Genomic DNA, 19,347 nt, shown 5'->3' on the forward strand with positions numbered 1-19,347 from the left:
TGATTTCAAGCATTAAAAACATACCTAATGTTTTAACTAACCAAGTATTTATCAAATAACTTTTGATTAGAAAAAGTATTTTCTTATCAACCTAATCCAGGGTTTTTGAATTATCGAATCATTTTGCATTGATAATCTGTTGTCTAACAAAAATGACTGTATTTTGACAAAAAATAAGTTTTTACAATAGGTTAAAAAAAACTAAAATGCTTAAATTAAACATTTTAGTTTTTTTGTTTTTAATAGCAAGAATATGACTCGATTCTACTTGTTCTTAGCCGTTAAAAAATGTAAAATTACTTAGTTTATAGGTTTTACATAAATTAAACTCTTATTTGATATTAAACAACGACGAGTCTTGAACTCGCTGCTGTCTATTTTTTTAATCTTTTAATAACTTAAACGTTTTACTAGTCTGTCCTATAGTTATTTTCACAAAATACACTCCTGATGTTAGCTGTGTAATATTAATAGTATTTGTCGGATGGATCAAAATTTTGTTAATTTGTTTACCGTTCAAATCGTATATAGCAACTTCTATATTTTCTTTTAGTCCATCAATCCGGAAATGATCCTTGGCAGGATTTGGGGTAAGAATTAGTTGATTTAATACTTGTTCTTCTATGTTTAGCACCGGTACAACATTAACAGTTCTGGTTACCTGTATTGCATTATTTCCTGAGGCATCTGTAGCATTATATGTAATACTATAACTTCCTATAGCATCTACAAACCCACTGTCATCAATCACCACAGCTGATCCATCATCAGTAGTAGCTCCTAATTCTGTATAGCCTGCTCCTAATTCGATCACTTGTGGGTTCGCACCTGTTAAAGTAATCACTGGTGCAGTGGTATCTACAACATTTACTGTTCTCGTCGCCTGTATTGCATTATTTCCGGATGCATCGGTAGTATTATATGTAATACTATAACTTCCTATAGCATCTACAAATCCACTGTCATCAATCACCACAACTGATCCATCATCCGTAGTCGCTCCTAATTCTGTATAGCCTGCACCTAATTCTATAGTTTGCGGGTTCGCTCCCGTTAAAGTAATAACCGGTGCAGTAGTATCTACTACATTTACAGTTCTGGTTACCTGTACTGCATTATTTCCTGAAGCGTCCGTAGCATTATATGTAATACTATAACTTCCTACTGCATCTACAAATCCACTATCATCAATCACCACAGCTGATCCATCATCAGTAGTCGCTCCTAATTCTGTATACCCTGCTCCTAATTCGATTACTTGTGGGTTCGCTCCCGTTAAAGTAATAACCGGTGCAGTAGTATCTACTACATTTACAGTTCTCGTTACCTGTACAGCATTATTTCCTGAAGCATCTGTAGCATTATATGTAATACTATAACTTCCTATAGCATCTACAAATCCACTGTCATCAATCACCACAGCTGATCCATCATCGGTAGTAGCTCCTAATTCTGTATATCCTGCTCCTAATTCGATTACTTGTGGGTTCGCTCCCGTTAAGGTAATTACCGGTGCAGTAGTATCTACTACATTTACGATTCTCGTCACCTGTACTGCGCTATTTCCGGATGCATCGGTAGCATTATATGTAACAGTATAACTTCCTATAGCATCTACAAATCCACTGTCATCAATCACCACAACTGATCCATCATCCGTAGTAGCTCCTAATTCTGTATATCCTGCTCCTAATTCGATTACTTGTGGGTTCGCTCCCGTTAAAGTAATAACCGGTGCAGTGGTATCTACTACATTTACTGTTCTAATTACTTCTACCGCATTATTTCCTGATCCATCAGTTGCATTATATGTAATACTATAATTTCCTACTGCATCTACAAATCCACTGTCATCGATCACTACAGCTGATCCATCATCGGTAGTAGCTCCCAGTTCTGTATATCCAACTCCCAATTCGATCACTTGTGGGTTCGCTCCCGTTAAAGTAATTACAGGAGGTGTTGTATCAATTTCTGCTCCCGAAGAATCAAAAGTATCATTAAACAATTGTGTTCCTGGTTCGCTAGTACAATTAGGAAAAGTGACAGAAGAGGGACCACAAGCTGTGAAAAACTGATCTAAAAACACTGCTCCAGTCTCAAAGATTATCATTGGATCCTCTGTTATATCAACATACTTAATTTTTATGTGAAATAAAACAGTTGGAGTACTGGTAACGTTTTCAGGATTAATAGCGCCCGCACTTAATCCTTGTTGAAATGATAAAGATACTCTTGAGGTTGTATTATCATTTTGAATAAAGCTAGTGTAGATTGGGAAAGGACCACTGGTTTGTCCTAAAATAGATCCATTAGGTTGGGTATATTCTATATTTCCACCAGCAGAAATATTAGTTCCAAATGCAGCTGTATTATAGTTCAGGTATAACTGTCCAGATCCTAGTTTAAAATCTACAGTACTTTCGATCAATACATCTACTTCGTAGAAATCATCAGTTCCATCATTGGTGTTTTGTGCATTGGCAAAAGTAAAATGAATATCCTGTCCCCGGACACTCATTAATCCTGACACCAAGGCTAGTACCAGGGTTAAGTTCTTAATAAATTGGTAATAATTGTGTTTCATGTTATATATTTAAGGGGTTAAGGTTTTAATTCTTTTATATTTTTTGAGAATTTGTTAAGTCTCCGTTAGTTCATTATCAATGTTTTAAAACTGTTCTCCTTTACCAAGGTTAGGGCTCATCAGAGTATTGATATCCGTATTTTGAATCTGACCATTCATATCCATATCCGCTTTGTTATAGCCTGATCCTCCTAATAATTGAATAACAGCATTAATATCTGCATTCTGTATCTGACCGTTTTCGTCCTGATCTCCAACAGGGATAGAAAATATTCCGTTACCCATATTGATTATGGCGTTAGCTCCTCCTTGTAATGCGGTATTACTTGTAGAAAGATCAATAACAGTATTACTTGCTGATAAATTATAGGTATTGGCCGAACGTACATTTAAGTGATTACGGTGTTTAATGGCCACATAGTAAGAAGCTGAGGATTGCGTAAATTCTACCGCAGATGTTCCATCTATATGATTTACAATATCACCATCCCTTTGTAATAATGCCGATTTACTATCAATTATCGTTGATGGATTGCTGGCATCTCGTAGTTCCACCCATACCCAATCTACAATGGTATTGGCTCCTGTAGTTGTTAATATACTATTTGATATGGTTACCGCATCCGTATAAGGACTAGTCAGAGGTATGATACCCGCCACACGTAAATCATCTCGCATAAGCATTTCTTCTCCTGTATTAGGATTTGTAGCAGCTCCTTGTAAGTAAGCTTTAGGAGTTACTAATATATTCGGGTTGATGACCGTTAAACTTTGCATCACATCCGTTGCAGCTTCATAACTGGCATTTCCGGATTGTGAAGCGGTAATATTAGTAGTTCCAACTCCTACTATTGTTACCGTACTGCCACTTATTGTTGCTACCGTTTCATCTGAACTTGTATAAGTAATTTCTAATCCAGAATCTGTGGTAGCTAACAAATCAAAATTTGGATCACCCAAAGTTTGATTGGTCAAAGCATTAAACGTAATGGTTTGATTTAACTTTGCGAAAATAGCTGTAGGAGTATTGGTTAGTTGCAAATTACAAGTACCTCCATCAGCAAATACATTATAGGTTTTATCTGCTGTAATAGTTTCTGTTGTAAAGATTATCGCTAAACCAGTTCCTGTAATAGTTTCTATGACTGAATCATCTGCATTATCTCTCAAACTATAATCTACACCAAGTTGTGATCCTTCTAAGGAAATAGTGGCGGATTGAACAGTAGGTTGAACTAAACTTACCGTTTGATCTGTTAAAGCCTCTATTGAAACAGCTGGTGTATTGGTCATTTCTAAACGATTAACTGCCAATACCCAATTGGTATTATCTCCTTGTAAATCAGTTAATGTGCCATTAAATCCGTTACCTGTTTTATCAGCTAAAGTTGTTCCGGTTGTTTCGTCATAAGTGTAACTTGTTACCAATCCAGTTGCATTGTTCATACGAATATTCATATTCTCATTGATTTGCGTAACAGTTCTGGTTACATTCCATATCCTTGTTTCTGCTAATCTTCCACCAAAAATAAAATCCGATGTTTGCGCTTGATCCCAACGTCTACCTAAATGCCATACACCATTTCCATTTGGTAAAGCAGCAGAAGCAGATCGTCTTGACACTTCAACACCATCGATATATAATATCAAACTACTTTGATCGTAAGTAGAGGCAATATGAATCCATTTATCTTTAGGATAGTTTACTAAAGGAGTAGTAGTCCAACCGCTATCGTAAAAACCTGTCTCTATTTGACCATTCAAAATGGCTATTTGGTATTTGATTTTGTTATTATTAAATGCTTCAGTAATCAAAGAAGTGTATTGATCTGTATCATCAGAAGAAGGAATATAAGCCCATGTTTCTACTGTGATTCTATTTCCTGAAAATTCATTGTTGATTGTATTTGGTATTTCTACATATCCATCTACCCCATCAAATTGCAACGCATTTAATCTTTCTTCAGCATCAACAGCTAGTACATTATAGGTTTTATTTGCCGTCAGTGTTTCGCTTGTAAAAGAAATGCCACTTCCTGTCCCTTCTTTAACTTCGATCAAGCTATTGTCAAGATCATCTCTCAAATAATAATTTACACCATTTTGAGAAGAAGCTAAAGAAACTGTTGCTTCAACATCACAAACTCCTGAAGTTGGTGTTACAGACACTTCTTGATTTTGTAAAATAATTCCATTAACAGTTAAGCTTTCTACCACTTCTGTTGCTGCAGCATAGGTTTCATTTCCTGCTTGACTTGCCGTTATATTGGTTGTTCCTTTTCCTATTATGGTCACCATATTTCCAGAAATAGTAGCTACAAAAGGATTAGAACTAGCATAAGTTACCGGTAACCCTGAATCCGAAGTAGCGGTTAAATTAAAAGGAGCTGACCCAACATTAGTACTGCTTAAAGGATTAAAAGTAATCGTTTGGCTTGCTTTTGCAATAGTGAGAGTTACGTCTTTTGTAGTGGAAGTATAATTAGGTTCATTAACAGTAACTCGTAAAGTTTCTGTTCCTATAATATTACCTATTGATAAGATTTCGCTATTTGTACCGCTTAGACTAGCTTCTGTATTTGAAGTTAATAACTCATAATCTACAGTAATTCCAGGAGCTGAAGGAACACTTAGTGTTAGATCTGATTGTAATAATTCTACTGTAAAATCTGTAAACTCAGACAAATCAGCTATTCCACCACCAATGTTCAATTGAAACTCAAAAGTAGCTGCATTAAAATTACTTGTCTCTGCTAAAGTAACTCGAACGGTTTCTGTTCCTTGCGTTCCTACATTTAATGTTGTAGCAGAAATCATACTTGTGGTATTGAAACCTGTTGTACTTACATTATTAGTATTCGATGGATCTACAAACTGATAGGTAACAGTACCTCCTGTATAATTTGTTGCACTTGGCGTTAAGGTAATATCCGCACTACCAAAGGTAGTATCAATATCTGCAATGGTAAACGTTGGATTAGTTTTGCTAATCGTAATGGTAATATCTTTAGTAGCTGCTTCAAAATTCTCATCTTGTGCTAATGAAGCTCGAACAGTTACCGTTCCTACATTACCAGCTGTAAAAATAGTTCCATTTAATGTAGATCCAGTAGTATCTCCTATCAAGGAGTACGTAATTGCTCCTGTAGAATTGGACGTGGCCGCTAACGTAGCTGTACCTAAATGTTCAACTGTCTGATCATTAAAGTTAATGCTTGGTATAAGCCTGTCTTTGGCAATCGAAAAAGATCCAATTCCTGGTACCGATGTATGAGTTATGATATCCTGATATCCTGTACCATCCGTATCGACTTTATAAACAGTACCTAAATTATTGATACCTCCTGTAGTTGTACTTCCAAAAATAGTCCCTCCATCTATACTCAAAGCAGATAAAGGGTTCCGAGGTGCACCTGTAAACGGCCAATCATAAAGCGTAGTGTAACCGGTACCGTTATCATTAATTCTAAAAAGAACTCCAGTGTTATTAGCTCCTCCTTGTCTCCAAACACCAAAAAGTTGGTTTCCAGAAATGGTTAGCCTACCAAACGATTCATCACCACTAAACGCAAAACGATGAATCTGGCTAAAACCTACTCCTGATGGATTAATAGTTGATGGATCTATTGTAAATACAGATCCTCCTCTAGATGTTGTAGTACCCCATAATTTGTTATTGGCTAATGTTAATTTAGTGATAGGTTGTGATGATGATCCATCATTTGGGAATAAATAATCTTCAGAGTATCCTGATCCGTCTGCATTGATGCTGTAAATCCCTCCAGAAAAGAAGTTTCCTCCAAATTGTGCTACTCCCCAAAGTTTTCCGTTCGCTTCTGTAAGTCCGCCATTAGGTACCGCTAATGGTGAAACTGTACCACTAGCAAAAGAGAAACCACGTATTACCGTAAAATTAGATCCATCTGTATCAATCGAAAAGATACTACCTGCTGGTGATCCACTTCCTGATCCTGGTCCTCCGCTTGTTAATACTCCCAAAATTTTACCATTGCTAAAAGTTAAAAAACCTGAAGGATTACCTCCCTCTGTTGTTGCATTAAAATCGTGTACTTTGTTAAAACCGGTACCGTCTGTATTGATATTAAAAATAGTTCCATTATCATTAGCACCACCTGTATTGGTTACTCCCCACAATTTTCCACTTACTTGAAGTAATTCACCTTTTCCATCTGAGCCTGTTGTAGTAGCATTTACCGTAAAATCTACTAATGTTGATACTGTACTTTCATTTACAATTTTGTATACTCCGTTTGCATTGATTCCTATGATTTCTGAAGGAGCTGATACAGAAAAGAAAATGTCTTTTGTTCCAGCATTGAAATTAGCATCTTCTGCAACAGAAGCACGGATAGTTACTGTCCCTGCATTTCCTGGTGTTAATATTTCATTATTAGCCCCCGAAAGCACATTCCCATTTGCACTTCCAACAAAACTATAAGATATAGTTCCTGTTGAATTTGAAGTAGCTCCTAGTGTCACATCACCACTTCCAAAAGAAACGGTCTGGTTGTTAAAAGTAATTGCCGGTGCTGCTTTATTAATTGTTATGGTGGCTTGTGCTGTTCCTGAATTGAAATTTGCAGCAGCAGCTTGATCTACTTGTACCAATACTGTTCCCACATTACCAGGTGTCATGATATTGTTTCCTGTACCTGATAATGAACTACCAGTAGATGTTCCTCCTGGTAAAATTGTATACGTCCTTGCCCCGGGAGAAAGAGATGAGGTAAGGTTATTTAAATTAAAATCGGGATCACCAAACGTGACACTAAAATCATTAAACGTAAGATTTGATGGTGAGTTTACGTTTTCTCTAGAGAAATTATACCCTGTTTGTTCGTAAAACAACGTCCCACTACAATCGGTATAAGAATATATCGTAAAATGATAGGTTGTTGCCGCACTCAATCCTGTAATACGAAAATCCGGACTAGACGATGTCCCGGCATAAATCACCTGTTCTCCTCCTGTATAATTAGTATTTGCAATGGGTAATGTACTATTACCATCTACAGGAGGCGAAAATGTATTAACCGTATTCATTTTTACTACATAGCCTGTTACTCCTGCAGCAGGTGAAAAGGCTACAAAATCCATAAAAGAATCACCTACCTCAAAAAATACTGCATTACTTGCTACATTTTGGATTGCCCCACAAGTAAATGCATTTGTATCTACTCCGCTAGATTCGAAGTAAAAATTGGTACCACAAGGATCATATGCATAAGATTTGAAAAAGTACTGTGTTCCTCCATTAGCATTCGTCAAATTGGTAACGGTTACTGCAGGATTTACATCACTTCCTGCATAAATTATTTGTTGTCCTGTACCGGAATATGAAGTATTACCAATAGGCAATGTCCCCGTTGTTGCAGGAGGTGTAAAAGAATTTACTGTATTGATCAAAATCACTTGTCCAATAGCTCCTCCTGCTCCAGAAGTAGAGTTAATTCTCATTGAGTTATAACTTACCTGATCAATGGATAATGAGGAAGGGGTTACGGTTGGTGCACCATTACAGATAGCTACACTAGTTGTAGTTCCTGTATTCTCAAAATAACTATTTCCTTCACAGTTATTATAAGCATACACTTTTACATAGAAAGTTGTTCCAGAAGTAACAGCAGAACCAGTAATTGTTATGTTAGGAGTTGCTGATGTTCCTGTATACACCACTTGTTCTCCTGCTCCCAAGTTATAGGTTGTATTAGCACTGGGCATGCTACCATCAATGGGTGCTGTAAAACTATTAGTAGTATTTACCTTTATGACATAGCCATCTGCTCCACCTGTTGGAGCGGTAAAAGAAGACACACCGAATGAATCTACTGTATTATTTACTGTAGTTATTCCAGCAACTTGATTTGGTGCTATTAATAGAGGATCACAAGCAAATGTAGCACCGCTTGCAGTAACACCACTACTAAAACTAAAGTAACCATTACATTCATTGGCAGTAGTAACTCTAAAGTAATAAGTTACATTAGAATTCAAGCCTGTAACAGATAAATTTTCAGGCACCGTTGGCACTTCAAAACCTGTTGCTAACCTATTTGGTGTAGGAGAAGCATACACTACTTGCTGCCCCGAACCGCTGTACACCGTTGATGGTGTAGCATCTGAAAGTGCATCAAATTGCGGATTAGGTAAAGCACTAAATGTTGGACTATCATTTATTTCTACTACATATCCTCCTGTAATTCCATTAACTGCTGCAAAAGTATCTAATTGTAAACTGGCTCCTCCTAGTGTTGTAACGTTTAACCCTGCAACATCAGCAGGAGTATTACAGGCTGGATAATCTTCACTTTGTAATACTATGTTATAAGGTACGGGTGTGCCTGATGTTGTAGTAATCTTAAGCACCATATAATTATCCGCCATTCCCAAGCCACTAAACGTCATTTCATACCAACCCGCTTGAACCGATGGATATCCAATGCCATTAAAAAAAGTAGCTGATGACTGGTTCAAAAGTATTGGCGATCGAAAAGGCACTGCTACAGTTCCGTTATAACCGCCAGTTCTTAACTCATATTCTACTTGAATCGTAGCAGGGTCATAGCCGCTACTAATAAAAAGTTCTATAACATTCTGAGGATCTAATCCTGGTAGTTTAGATACGTTCCAATAATCTGGATCCATATTTGAAACCGTTCCCGTTATAGTTGCAGGACCATCCCAGATACGCTGTGTACCAGCTTGATTTGCTTCGTTGTTTGGTTCTATTTCTGCTACTTGAGCAAAAGAATACACTGTTATCATGCATAACAGAAAACATAGATAATTAATTTTTTTAATCATAGTAGGTTTGTAGTATTGTTTCATGGTAAAATGGGGTTATAAGAATTGATTTTATTTTTTTAGCAGCACAAGAATGATTATGCTTATCTAATGAGTTATATAAATATTCTTAGCAAAGAGATTAGTTACATCGATTGTTAGTATGGTCTGGTTATCGCCTTTATTGTGTAGTGAATCGGCAAACATTTGTTCCAATAGATGGTCAATACTTAGGCATAATGCAATGACACTTACAAGTAATTTTGCTTTCATAAGATTGTAGGTTACGTTCTTTTTAAAATTTCAATCATAATAGAAGTTCAAAAGAATAAGGGGATCTTTGTACTATTATTATTGTATGTATTTAAGGCAAGTAAATATAAATCGGTCATCGATGATGACAAGTTTTTTGATATAGACAAAAAGCAGACAACGCTTTAAACAACTAAAAACAAAGGCGTTACACTATAGTTTATTGATAAGATAACCATTGAAACCAGATTCTGAGTCTATAACCCAATTTTCATCTGCACTTACAAATACTTGTAAAGAAACCGTATCACCTTCTGTCAATTTCATAACACCACCAACATTCAAGGTCTCGTAAAGTGTATCTGCTGAACCAGTCTTAATCGCATGAAACCCTCCATCCAGATTTTGAATTCCGTTAACAGCTAATATTAATCTAACAAATCCTGAAGTTACTCCATCAATCCTCACCTGAGAATTAAACTGATACAAACCATCTACAGGAGCAACAAACCACCCATTAGATTCATTAAAATGATCACCATCATCGTGTAGTTGAGTAGCTGTTGAACTTGCTGTGGTCCAAGTGTGTATTGTTACCCAGTAGCCAGCAGAAGTGATTGGAATATGATTTGTTAAGTCAGCAGCAAAAGAAGGTAGATTATTTACTTTTAGGCTATTGGTAGTTAACTCACCATTAAGTGTGGTATTACCGTTTTTAAGCATTACTAATGCATCACTTCTGTTATGAACAGCGGTTCCATTTCCAATAACAAAGAGTCTGTCTGTTGCTACAGGTACATTTGAGGTTCCTGATGCTCCGGTATTAAAACCTCCTAATGACACTTGGAAATAACTTTCTGAAGTAAGGCTTTCTCCTATAGCTGAAGCACTTATACCATCTACTTGGTTATTGTGTCCCATAGCAACTGCATAAAATCCACTTACATTATTAAACCCTCCAGAAGCAAAAGATTGACTGCCTGAAGCTATATTTTCAAAACCAAAAGATCCCGAATAAAAACCTAGATTGGCACCTTCCCATTTTGAGGAGTCATTTGAGTTTCCTGATCTAAAAGCGCCTTTACCTTTATCAAAAATGAATCTGATGTTATCATCTTCTGTATTAACATTATCCGCTAATTGGGTACTACCAAACACAAAGTCATCTGTTGTAGTATCACCAGACGCATTGCTCGTCACATTTGCTGTTGTTGAAAAAGTAGTACTTGCAGCATTATTCACCCAAGATACCACTCCAGCACCATTGGTTTGCATCACTTGATTGGAGCTACCATCTTGTGCAGGTAATGTGTAAGCTGTTCCAGCTCCCTGGTTATCTCCATCTATTTTTAAAGTACCATTTAAGGTTGTATTTCCATTTTTTAGTATTACTAAAGCATCACTTCTAGAGTTAGGGCTAGATCCATTTCCAACAACAAATAATCGATCTGTAAGTACTGGAGCTATTAGGTTTCCTGTTAATTGTGTATTGTTATAACCTATATTAATTTGGTTATAGGAATCTGCATATAAGTTAGATCCTAAAGCAATCCCTGATGTTGCCGTAAGCACATTGGTTATACCTACTGCAAAAGTGGTTAATCCGCTGTTAGTATTACCTGTACCAAACGCTGCCGAATTAATAGCTACATTGCTAACAGAGTTATTTTCTCCTGAAACAAATGCATTAAAGGCTTCTGCTGAATTTGACGTTCCAAATACCGAAGAACTTGAACCTTTAGCAATGTTATTAGAACCAAACGCCACCGAATAACTCCCCATATTTGCATAGTTCCATTCATCGTTTAAGGCTCGTCCTGCTCTAAATATACCGCTACTTTTATCGAAGAAAAAACGGTTATCATCACTAGTTGTTCCAGTATCGTTTTCTATTTGCGTACTACCAAATACATAATCATCTGCAGTGGTATCGCCAGAAGCATTGCTTGTTACATTGGTTGTAGTTGAAAAAGGACCAGTATTTCCACTTTTTAACGCATACAATGCATATGGTACATAATTTAGTTTTGAATTGCCCAATTGTACATAGGTGGTTCCTCCAGTAATATCAACCCCAATTCCCAACCATTGATTTTGTGTGCTCCAATCAACATCGTTTAAAGTACCACTTGAAGTTCCTGTTCCTATGGATAAAGAGATAACTCCATGAGCATTTGAAGTAGTCGTATGAGTTTCATAATATAAAGTTTCTCCTAATGGCCCGCCTTCTCTGATACCAATTTCAACTCCAATGGATTGATTTGTTACAGGATCTCCTGCAGCATTTCTAACTACTGCCTGATAATTGAATGTTTGAGAGAATCCTGTTAACGTGCATAAACAAAAGATATATAAATAAGCATTTCGCATTTCTGGGGTGTTTAAAATCCAGCGTCAAAAGTACTTATGAATGGTGTTTAATAGGAATTTTGAATATAGACAAAAAGAAGACAATAAGGAAGAAGGTTGTCTATTAGGGTTTTAGTCTGGATTTGAGGTAACCCTTAATACATACTAATTATAATTCAAGAAATTCGATAATGCTAACAGTTTTATCTATCCCTAGTTTGCTTTTTAGCCTATGTTTGGTACGAGATACACTTGGCCCTGCTATTCCTAATATTGCGCCAATTTCTTTGGGTCTTAAATTAACCTTTTCTAAAACCAATAATCTTTCTTCTGCTTCAGAAAAATCGTATTCTTTGTTTCTCAATTGATGGAAAAAATCTGGATACACGGCAGTAAATTTTTCTTTAAACAATAACCATTGTTTATCTGTTAAAATCCGAGTATTCAGTAGGTTTTCTAAATTCGTAAAAGAAGTGTTCTGTGTTTCTTTTTTAAGTTTTTCCAACTCTTGATGTAATGCTTCAGTTTCTTCACTATTTTGCAACAATAAGTTAGTAAATCGTTTTAGTTCTGATTTGTTATTTTCTAACTTTTGATTTAGCAACTTGTTTTCCAGCTTAGATTTTTCTATTTGCTCTCTACTTTTAATTTTATCTTCTCGTGTTTTTATAATGAGTAGAAGTATTATAATTCCTGCTAAAATATACATAGCATAAGCTATGTTAGTTTTATACCAAGGTGCTAGAATTGTAATTTTTAGATGTTTTACATCATCATTCCATATACCGTCACCATTTGCTGCTTTGATTTTAAAAATGTAATTGCCAGGTGCTATATTTAGATAATTGGCTTTATTTTCTGTAGTTGTATGTACCCATTCCTTTTCTGCACCTTCCAAGTAATAACTAAAATTATTTTTGTCTGATGCAGTGTATTCTATAGCTGCAAAGCTTAAAGCAATATTGTTCTGTTCATAGGGTAGTGTGATATCTTCAGCATATTCTATGGATTTAGAAAGTAACCCTGAAGTATCTTCATACTTTATTTCTTTGTTGTTTACTTCTAGACCGGTAATCCATATTTCAGGAAGGTTTTGATTTTTATCTAAATCGGACGGATTGAAACTATTTAGTCCATTGATTCCTCCAAAGTACATATTTCCATCAAATGATTTAGCATAAGCGTATGTATTAAACTCATTGCTTTGAAGTCCATCGGATTTTTTAAAGTTTCTAATTTCTTTGGTGTGCTTATGGTAACTAATCAATCCCAAATTAGAGCTCATCCATAAGGTATTGTTTTCATCTTCTAAAACACTATAAATAACGTCATTTGGTAATCCGTTTTTTGAATTTACATAGTCAAAAGACATATCGGTAATATCTAAGCGATGTAAACCTCCTCCTTTTGTACCAATCCAAAGTATGTTTTCATCATGAATATCTGGATATAGTGACGCCACTTCGTTACTATGTAATCCATTACCTTTATTAAACAGTTTAAATACTACTTTGCCATTTTTAATTACTGCTCGTATCATCCCTACGTTAGTTCCTATCCAATAATTACCATTTGGAGTCCTGGTTATTATATACCTATGGATATGAGGGCCAAATTGATCTGAGTAATTATAGGTTTCTATTTGATCTTCATTAATATTATAAATAGTTATTTCTGAATTAGAAACCAGTACTATTTTATGATCTACAGCATCGTAATATAGTATAGGAGGAACAGTGTAAGTTGATTGGTTGATTACTTTGATGTCAATAATTTGCCCATCAATCTCTTTAGCAATTTTATAATAACCCTTTTCCCAATATAAACCCCAAATGGTGCCGGTATTGTCTTCAACTAAGTCACATAAACCTTCTGTAATATTGGCAAATTGTTTTAACCTTGCAATCCCTTGTTCTGTCTTTTGAATAAATAATCGTTCTTGAGTAGTTGGGTTTCCAATGTATATATCTCCACCACTTAATATAAATGGCTTGGCATAAATAGATTTCCCTGTAAAATAAGTTTTTATTTTAGATTGTCGATGTCCTACTTTTACCACGCCATATCCATTAGTTCCTATCCAGTAATTTCCTGATTTATCTTGTAGCCAACAAGTATGATTCGCTTTTGTTTTTAATACGATCAGATCTGCATCTTTTTCATTAATAGTATTCTTTTCTAATATAGTTTCATCAAAGATCAAGTACCTTGAATCATCTTCTATCAAAATTTGTTTGCGTTCCTTTAAATGAGATATCGTTTTGATAGTAAAATCTGTATCTATTTTTTCCCATTCATTATTTTTATAAACCTCTAGGTTTTTTTCTCCCCAAAAGGATAAAACTATACTGTTATTTGAAACCAAAAATTTGTACCTGTAATGAATAAAATCAAAAGGCTTTGAGTTGATTTCTAAAACTTCTCCTGTTATTGTATTGAATGTATTGAAATGTTTTTCCCAAATCCCGTTTTCTTTTTTGATTTGGCTTACGTATACTAATAAATCATCTTTATACTTCGAAACAAAAAAAGGGTAAAGATGATTTACATTTTTGTCTCTTTTTATGCTTAATAGCTCTGATATCTGATTACCAAGCCTTATTTTTTTTAAGAAATTACTGGAAAGTGTTAGTTTGTATAATGCTCCTGTATTTAACTCTGCTAACCAGTATTGATTAAACTCATCTTTTATAATACTTGTAATTACAAACTTAGTATCACCAGTGTCAAAAGGTATTTTATAAAATCGTTTTGTTTCTTTATCAAACACATTTAAGGCCTCGTAGGTTGCAACTAACATAAACCCATCATCATCGTGTATTGTTTGAATATAATTTCCAGTAATAGAATAGGGATCTTCGATATCTTCGGTAAAAATTTCAAAGTGTTCACCATCATAGCGATTTAATCCATCTTTGGTTCCCATCCATAAAAATCCTTCTTTATCTTGAACAAATGATGAAATATGACCTTGGGATAACCCTTTTTCAATATCGATCCATTCAGGATACACTTGAATAGACTGGCTAAACATCATAATTGATGGTAACGAAAGAAGTATTTTAAGAATAAGTTTATGCAAAATATTTTTGGGTATTGATCAAAACTAAAACAACATTTGCTAAATATAAAACTAAACATGAAAAAACATACTCAAATTGAGATTTCTCCAGAATCTAACTTAAAAGGCCTAAATATCAGAAGTACTAAATTATAAAACTCTACTTGATTAAAGATGAAGAAAATTACCATTAGCAGAAAAAACTCATCAGTTGATGAGTTTTTTTAATATGATTTTAGATAACTATGTTATTAAAATTTAAACTACCCATATTAACCTTGATGGGATTATCTGATCACCAAATACAATAGCATTCTGCTTGAATTGAATTGCAAGATCCTTTGCTTCTTTCAATGTAATATTATAAACAAAAAAGCTTTTTTCGGTTTCCCATTCATCATTAACAGGAATTCCTTCTGCATCAAAAACAATTAATTCTTCTTGCAATAATGTATTTTTTAATCTTTGATTATTAAATTCATTTTTTTGATCAGAATACTTTTTTGAATATGGATTATATGCCGTAACAATCGTCCAGCTATTAATCTCTAATTGGTTACATAATAACTCGAATTCGTTATTTCTTACTCCTATTTTTAAATCGTAGAATTTATTTTTATAAGACACTCTATATAGTGTTTGTAAATAAGCAGATTCTAAATTTTTAGTCATATTTTTTCATGTGTTATGCTTAGAAGAGGATTCCAATCTTTGATATGATTTGCAAGTACTTCTCCTTGATTTTTATGGAGTTCTACTCCGCTAATTTCTTTTGGTAAAAGAATCATTTTTTGTTCTGCAAAAGGTCTTTGAGAAGGAGGTATCCATTTCTCCTCATTTTTTTCATATACTTTTCCATTCAAGTTTCGTAAATGAGGTCCAAAGTTTACCCAACAATTTTGTCCTCTGGTTTCCGTAGTAATAGCTGCTCTTGCTAAAGGAGAAAACATTTTACTATGTGTCATCCAGGCTAAATCTTCTCCAATAGGACCAAAACTGTACCCATATGAAGCGTGTCCAAATACATCATGTACAATTCTAAAAATATCATTTACGAGTAATTCGTAATCCTTTATAAAAATACCTGTTTTACGTAGCATCATATTATCTTCATTTTTTATAGATTCTCCAAAACCGGATTCTGTCTTAAAAAAATACATATGGTAATTATGAATATCCATTAACATTTCAAAGCTATTCTTATAAGGTTCTCCATCTCCTTTAAAGGGTTCAAAATCAATTTTCATTTCGCTTTCCTGTAAAAAAAGAAATTGATCTATAACTTCTTTTGACAATTGTTCATAAGCAGCTTTAACATAAATGTTATTTGAATTATGAGGTGTTGCATCAAAATAATCTGCTATTTTCTTACCGATTTCTTCGTTCATAGAGTCGTAATAAAAAAAGTCATAATGTGGGATATTATATTCGTTTTTATACTGCGATTCTATTTTAGTAAGAATGGGACATCTGTTTCCATTAAATACTTTTATATGACAATATTTAATAAGTTCTTTTAGGTTTTTCATTTTTAAGAGTTTTATGACTTATGGTTATCTTATAAACATTTTCAAAGGTTTGTTGAATTATCGATTATGGTTAAACATTAGATTTGCAGTTCTTATACGTGAGTTAATTTGGGGTATAATTTCTCCTTGAAAATACTTTCCCATTCTAGCACGATTTCTTCTGATAAGAAATTAGGAAAAGGATGTAATCCATTTTTAAGATTTGCAAACAATAGAAGATCAACCCCCATATTATGTGCATAAAAAACAGGATCCAGATACTTGATAAGAGTAGGATGGTTTATAAAAAAATTGATCGGCTTTTTATCGCATAAAACATCTTTTATATCAAAAGCAAATCCAAACTCATCTTCTCCTCCCATATTGGCCAAATAGCTATTTAAAAAGTATTGAGGATTGTAATTTTTTGAAATAACATCTTTAACTCCTGTTGCGGTTACAATGGCAAACATTTTTGGTGCTAAGGATTCTATGATTTCTTTATTATCTTCTTTGATTGTTTTAAATCCTAGTTTTTTAGCCTCCATCAAATTCTCTGATGATTTGTCAATTATTGTGATTTTATTGGTAAAAGAACTAAGATATCGGGTGATCCCCTTCCCTACTTTTCCAAATCCGAAAATCATAAATTCTTTATTATGAATTTGCTCTCTTGTAATTTCCTGAAAAGCTCTTACAAAAGCTTCGCCAGTACCCAACATTGCTTCTAATTTTTTTATTTCGCTTTGATCTACAGAAATTACAGGATATTCAACTTCTGCTAGCCTATATTTCTGAGTTCCGGTACCGGTAATTTCTACGACTCCTATCTTAGGTGAAACATGATCTAATAACTCACCTGCACAATCCATAAAAATATCATAACAAGAATTATCTTCTGTATTATTTTCTTTCCAGCATCCTCCTGCTTTTTTAAATTCATCTACCAAAGCAGGGGCTGCTTCCATAAAACTTGGTGATCTTACCGTGATATCTGCTCCTCCAGCATATAAGATTTCTAGCTTAACTATAGTTTCTTTGGTAAACGGAATATTGTGCAGAATTTTTAAACCTTTATAGGGCTTTGTAATAGATACTCTCTCTAATTGTTTAGAAAGAAAAGGTATTTGTGAGGTATCATACTCTTGTTTTATTGTCCTTATAAAATCAATGATCTTAATCATATTATTACTATTTTAAATTAGGAAAAAGTTATGTAGGAACAGCCTTCAGATTGGCTGTTCTATCTATGTTTTATTTAAATTGGGGCAAGTATTGATTTTAATAAAGAATAATGGATAACCATTTTTAAAATCATTCAAATTTACTTTCAAAAAGGATGTTCAGGCAGTGATAAAAGTCACTGAATCGTGTTAATAATTGTCTAAAAATTCCCTTATCTCTAGAATTATCAAGGTATTTTCAAATATTTTGTTAATCTAGACGACTTGATGCCAAGATAAATCGCGTATAATCACTTTATTGAATTAAAAAAACAAAAAAACTTATATAGGGTGTAATAAAAGTAATTATGAGCCACTAACTAAATAAAAGCATTAATAATGAGTACGGATTTTTACGTAACATCAATCCTACCCTACGCTCGGATTATTATTAAAATTTGTAGAGCATATAGTAATTCTCAAGAAGATTTTGAGGATTACTATCAAGAAGTTTGTTTACAAATATGGCGTAGTAAAGATAATTTTGTTGGCAAGTCGGACTGGTCTACCTGGATCTATCGCTTATCTCTTAATGTGTGTCTGACTTTATTGAAAAAAGAGAAAAAAAGAAATGAGCAATTTTTTGTTTCCGATACTATATCTCCTCATATCACGGATCATGAAGAAGTGTTTTCTGATGAATCATTAAATCAACTTTATAATGCTATAAAGAAACTCTCTGAAACTGATCGGGCGGTCATTCTACTCTACTTAGATGAACTCCCTTATCAGGAAATAGCAGAGATTATAGGAACCAATGCAAACAACATTGGGGTTCGAGTTAAACGAATTAAAAATAGATTAAAAAAATTATTGAATGGAAAAATCAATTGAACAAATTTGGAAAGAAGGTTTTATTGGTAATACAGAACTTGTAATTCCTCAAATAAATTCTCTTTATAGTCAAAAATCGACATACATCATCGAAAAGCTATTTAATAGCTTTAAAATGGAGTTATACGTTTTATTAATTTTGGCCGTCGTTATTCCTATTGTAATGATGTTTTCTCATATTAATTTCTGGTGGTCAATTACACCATCTTTATTCTGCCTGGTGTGGTTTTTTATTAGTAAAGAACATTTACAATCTCTAAGATCGATAAACTTCAATACTAATTGTTACGAATACCTAAAATCTATTGACCTCAAAATCAAAGCCATTAATAAGATTAACCGAAGAAATACAATAATAAGCGTTGGATTTCTATTGTCTCCTATGGTTATCTATACCTACTTTAATAATCAAGACAAAAATCTCGGCGATATATTAGGAATTGACTATATCGATTTACCCAACGAATTACTGTTTCTAATTATACCATTAACGATGCTAGCAGTTATTCCCTTTCATCACATTATACCTAAAGCTGATAATAGCATTGAAAAAAAGATCGAACAGTTAATAAAAAGTATGGAAGAGTTATGTAATCGAACTTGAATAAAAAAATAACTCCTGAAACCCTCTTTTAAAAACTGACTTATAAATCTTATCCTTAAAAGTTTGAGCTTTGGGTATTTAGTGTTATTAACTGCCCATAGCGAATAAACGCACCTTTTATTCTC

General features: G+C 34.0%; 9 protein-coding genes. 2 read left to right on the forward strand and 7 right to left on the reverse strand.

Going from position 1 to position 19,347, the window contains the following annotated elements:
- Positions 1-382 precede the first annotated feature (382 nt).
- The 7 genes from U0D62_RS01845 to U0D62_RS01875 form a co-directional block, all read right to left on the reverse strand.
- Complete coding sequence (locus tag U0D62_RS01845; RefSeq protein WP_322193517.1) at positions 383-2,587, reverse strand: immunoglobulin-like domain-containing protein; 2,205 nt, start codon at positions 2,585-2,587, stop codon at positions 383-385.
- An 84-nt stretch (positions 2,588-2,671) separates the two neighbouring features.
- Positions 2,672-9,436, reverse strand: coding sequence for a choice-of-anchor tandem repeat GloVer-containing protein (locus U0D62_RS01850; RefSeq protein WP_322193519.1), 6,765 nt, complete (start codon positions 9,434-9,436; stop codon positions 2,672-2,674).
- A 420-nt stretch (positions 9,437-9,856) separates the two neighbouring features.
- The gene (locus U0D62_RS01855) at positions 9,857-12,013 is read right to left on the reverse strand and encodes a C1q-like domain-containing protein (RefSeq protein ID WP_322193520.1); all 2,157 of its coding nucleotides are present in this window, start codon (positions 12,011-12,013) and stop codon (positions 9,857-9,859) included.
- A gap of 148 nt (positions 12,014-12,161) precedes the next feature.
- Entirely contained in the window at positions 12,162-15,074 is a 2,913-nt protein-coding gene (locus U0D62_RS01860) for a ligand-binding sensor domain-containing protein (RefSeq protein ID WP_322193521.1), read from the reverse strand.
- A 237-nt stretch (positions 15,075-15,311) separates the two neighbouring features.
- The gene (locus U0D62_RS01865; protein ID WP_322193522.1) at positions 15,312-15,725 is read right to left on the reverse strand and encodes a DUF3293 domain-containing protein; all 414 of its coding nucleotides are present in this window, start codon (positions 15,723-15,725) and stop codon (positions 15,312-15,314) included.
- Positions 15,722-16,582, reverse strand: coding sequence for a hypothetical protein (locus U0D62_RS01870; RefSeq protein ID WP_322193523.1), 861 nt, complete (start codon positions 16,580-16,582; stop codon positions 15,722-15,724). The genes U0D62_RS01865 and U0D62_RS01870 overlap by 4 nt, the downstream gene beginning before the upstream one ends.
- 92 nt (positions 16,583-16,674) lie before the next feature.
- Positions 16,675-17,745: an NAD-binding protein gene (locus U0D62_RS01875; RefSeq protein WP_322193524.1), complete on the reverse strand. Its 1,071-nt coding sequence runs from the start codon at positions 17,743-17,745 to the stop codon at positions 16,675-16,677.
- Positions 17,746-18,123: 378 nt separating this feature from the next.
- Here U0D62_RS01875 and U0D62_RS01880 point away from each other — a divergent pair, with 378 nt between their 5' ends.
- On the forward strand, positions 18,124-18,618 hold the full coding sequence (locus tag U0D62_RS01880; protein WP_322193525.1) for an RNA polymerase sigma factor: 495 nt from the start codon (positions 18,124-18,126) through the stop codon (positions 18,616-18,618).
- The gene (locus tag U0D62_RS01885; RefSeq protein WP_322193526.1) at positions 18,602-19,222 is read left to right on the forward strand and encodes a hypothetical protein; all 621 of its coding nucleotides are present in this window, start codon (positions 18,602-18,604) and stop codon (positions 19,220-19,222) included. The genes U0D62_RS01880 and U0D62_RS01885 overlap by 17 nt, the downstream gene beginning before the upstream one ends.
- The last annotated feature ends 125 nt before the right edge of the window (positions 19,223-19,347 follow it).

It is taken from the genome of Aquimarina callyspongiae, from assembly GCF_034322225.1.
GTDB lineage: Bacteria > Bacteroidota > Bacteroidia > Flavobacteriales > Flavobacteriaceae > Aquimarina.

What these genes read in the sequence shown, in the direction of transcription:
- U0D62_RS01845 (WP_322193517.1), bottom strand. Translation starts at nt 2,587, where the DNA reads ATGAAACACAATTATTACCAATTTATTAAGAACTTAACCCTGGTACTA.
- U0D62_RS01850 (WP_322193519.1), bottom strand. Translation starts at nt 9,436, where the DNA reads ATGAAACAATACTACAAACCTACTATGATTAAAAAAATTAATTATCTA.
- U0D62_RS01855 (WP_322193520.1), bottom strand. Translation starts at nt 12,013, where the DNA reads ATGCGAAATGCTTATTTATATATCTTTTGTTTATGCACGTTAACAGGA.
- U0D62_RS01865 (WP_322193522.1), bottom strand. Translation starts at nt 15,725, where the DNA reads ATGACTAAAAATTTAGAATCTGCTTATTTACAAACACTATATAGAGTG.
- U0D62_RS01870 (WP_322193523.1), bottom strand. Translation starts at nt 16,582, where the DNA reads ATGAAAAACCTAAAAGAACTTATTAAATATTGTCATATAAAAGTATTT.
- U0D62_RS01875 (WP_322193524.1), bottom strand. Translation starts at nt 17,745, where the DNA reads ATGATTAAGATCATTGATTTTATAAGGACAATAAAACAAGAGTATGAT.
- U0D62_RS01880 (WP_322193525.1), top strand. Translation starts at nt 18,124, where the DNA reads ATGAGTACGGATTTTTACGTAACATCAATCCTACCCTACGCTCGGATT.
- U0D62_RS01885 (WP_322193526.1), top strand. Translation starts at nt 18,602, where the DNA reads ATGGAAAAATCAATTGAACAAATTTGGAAAGAAGGTTTTATTGGTAAT.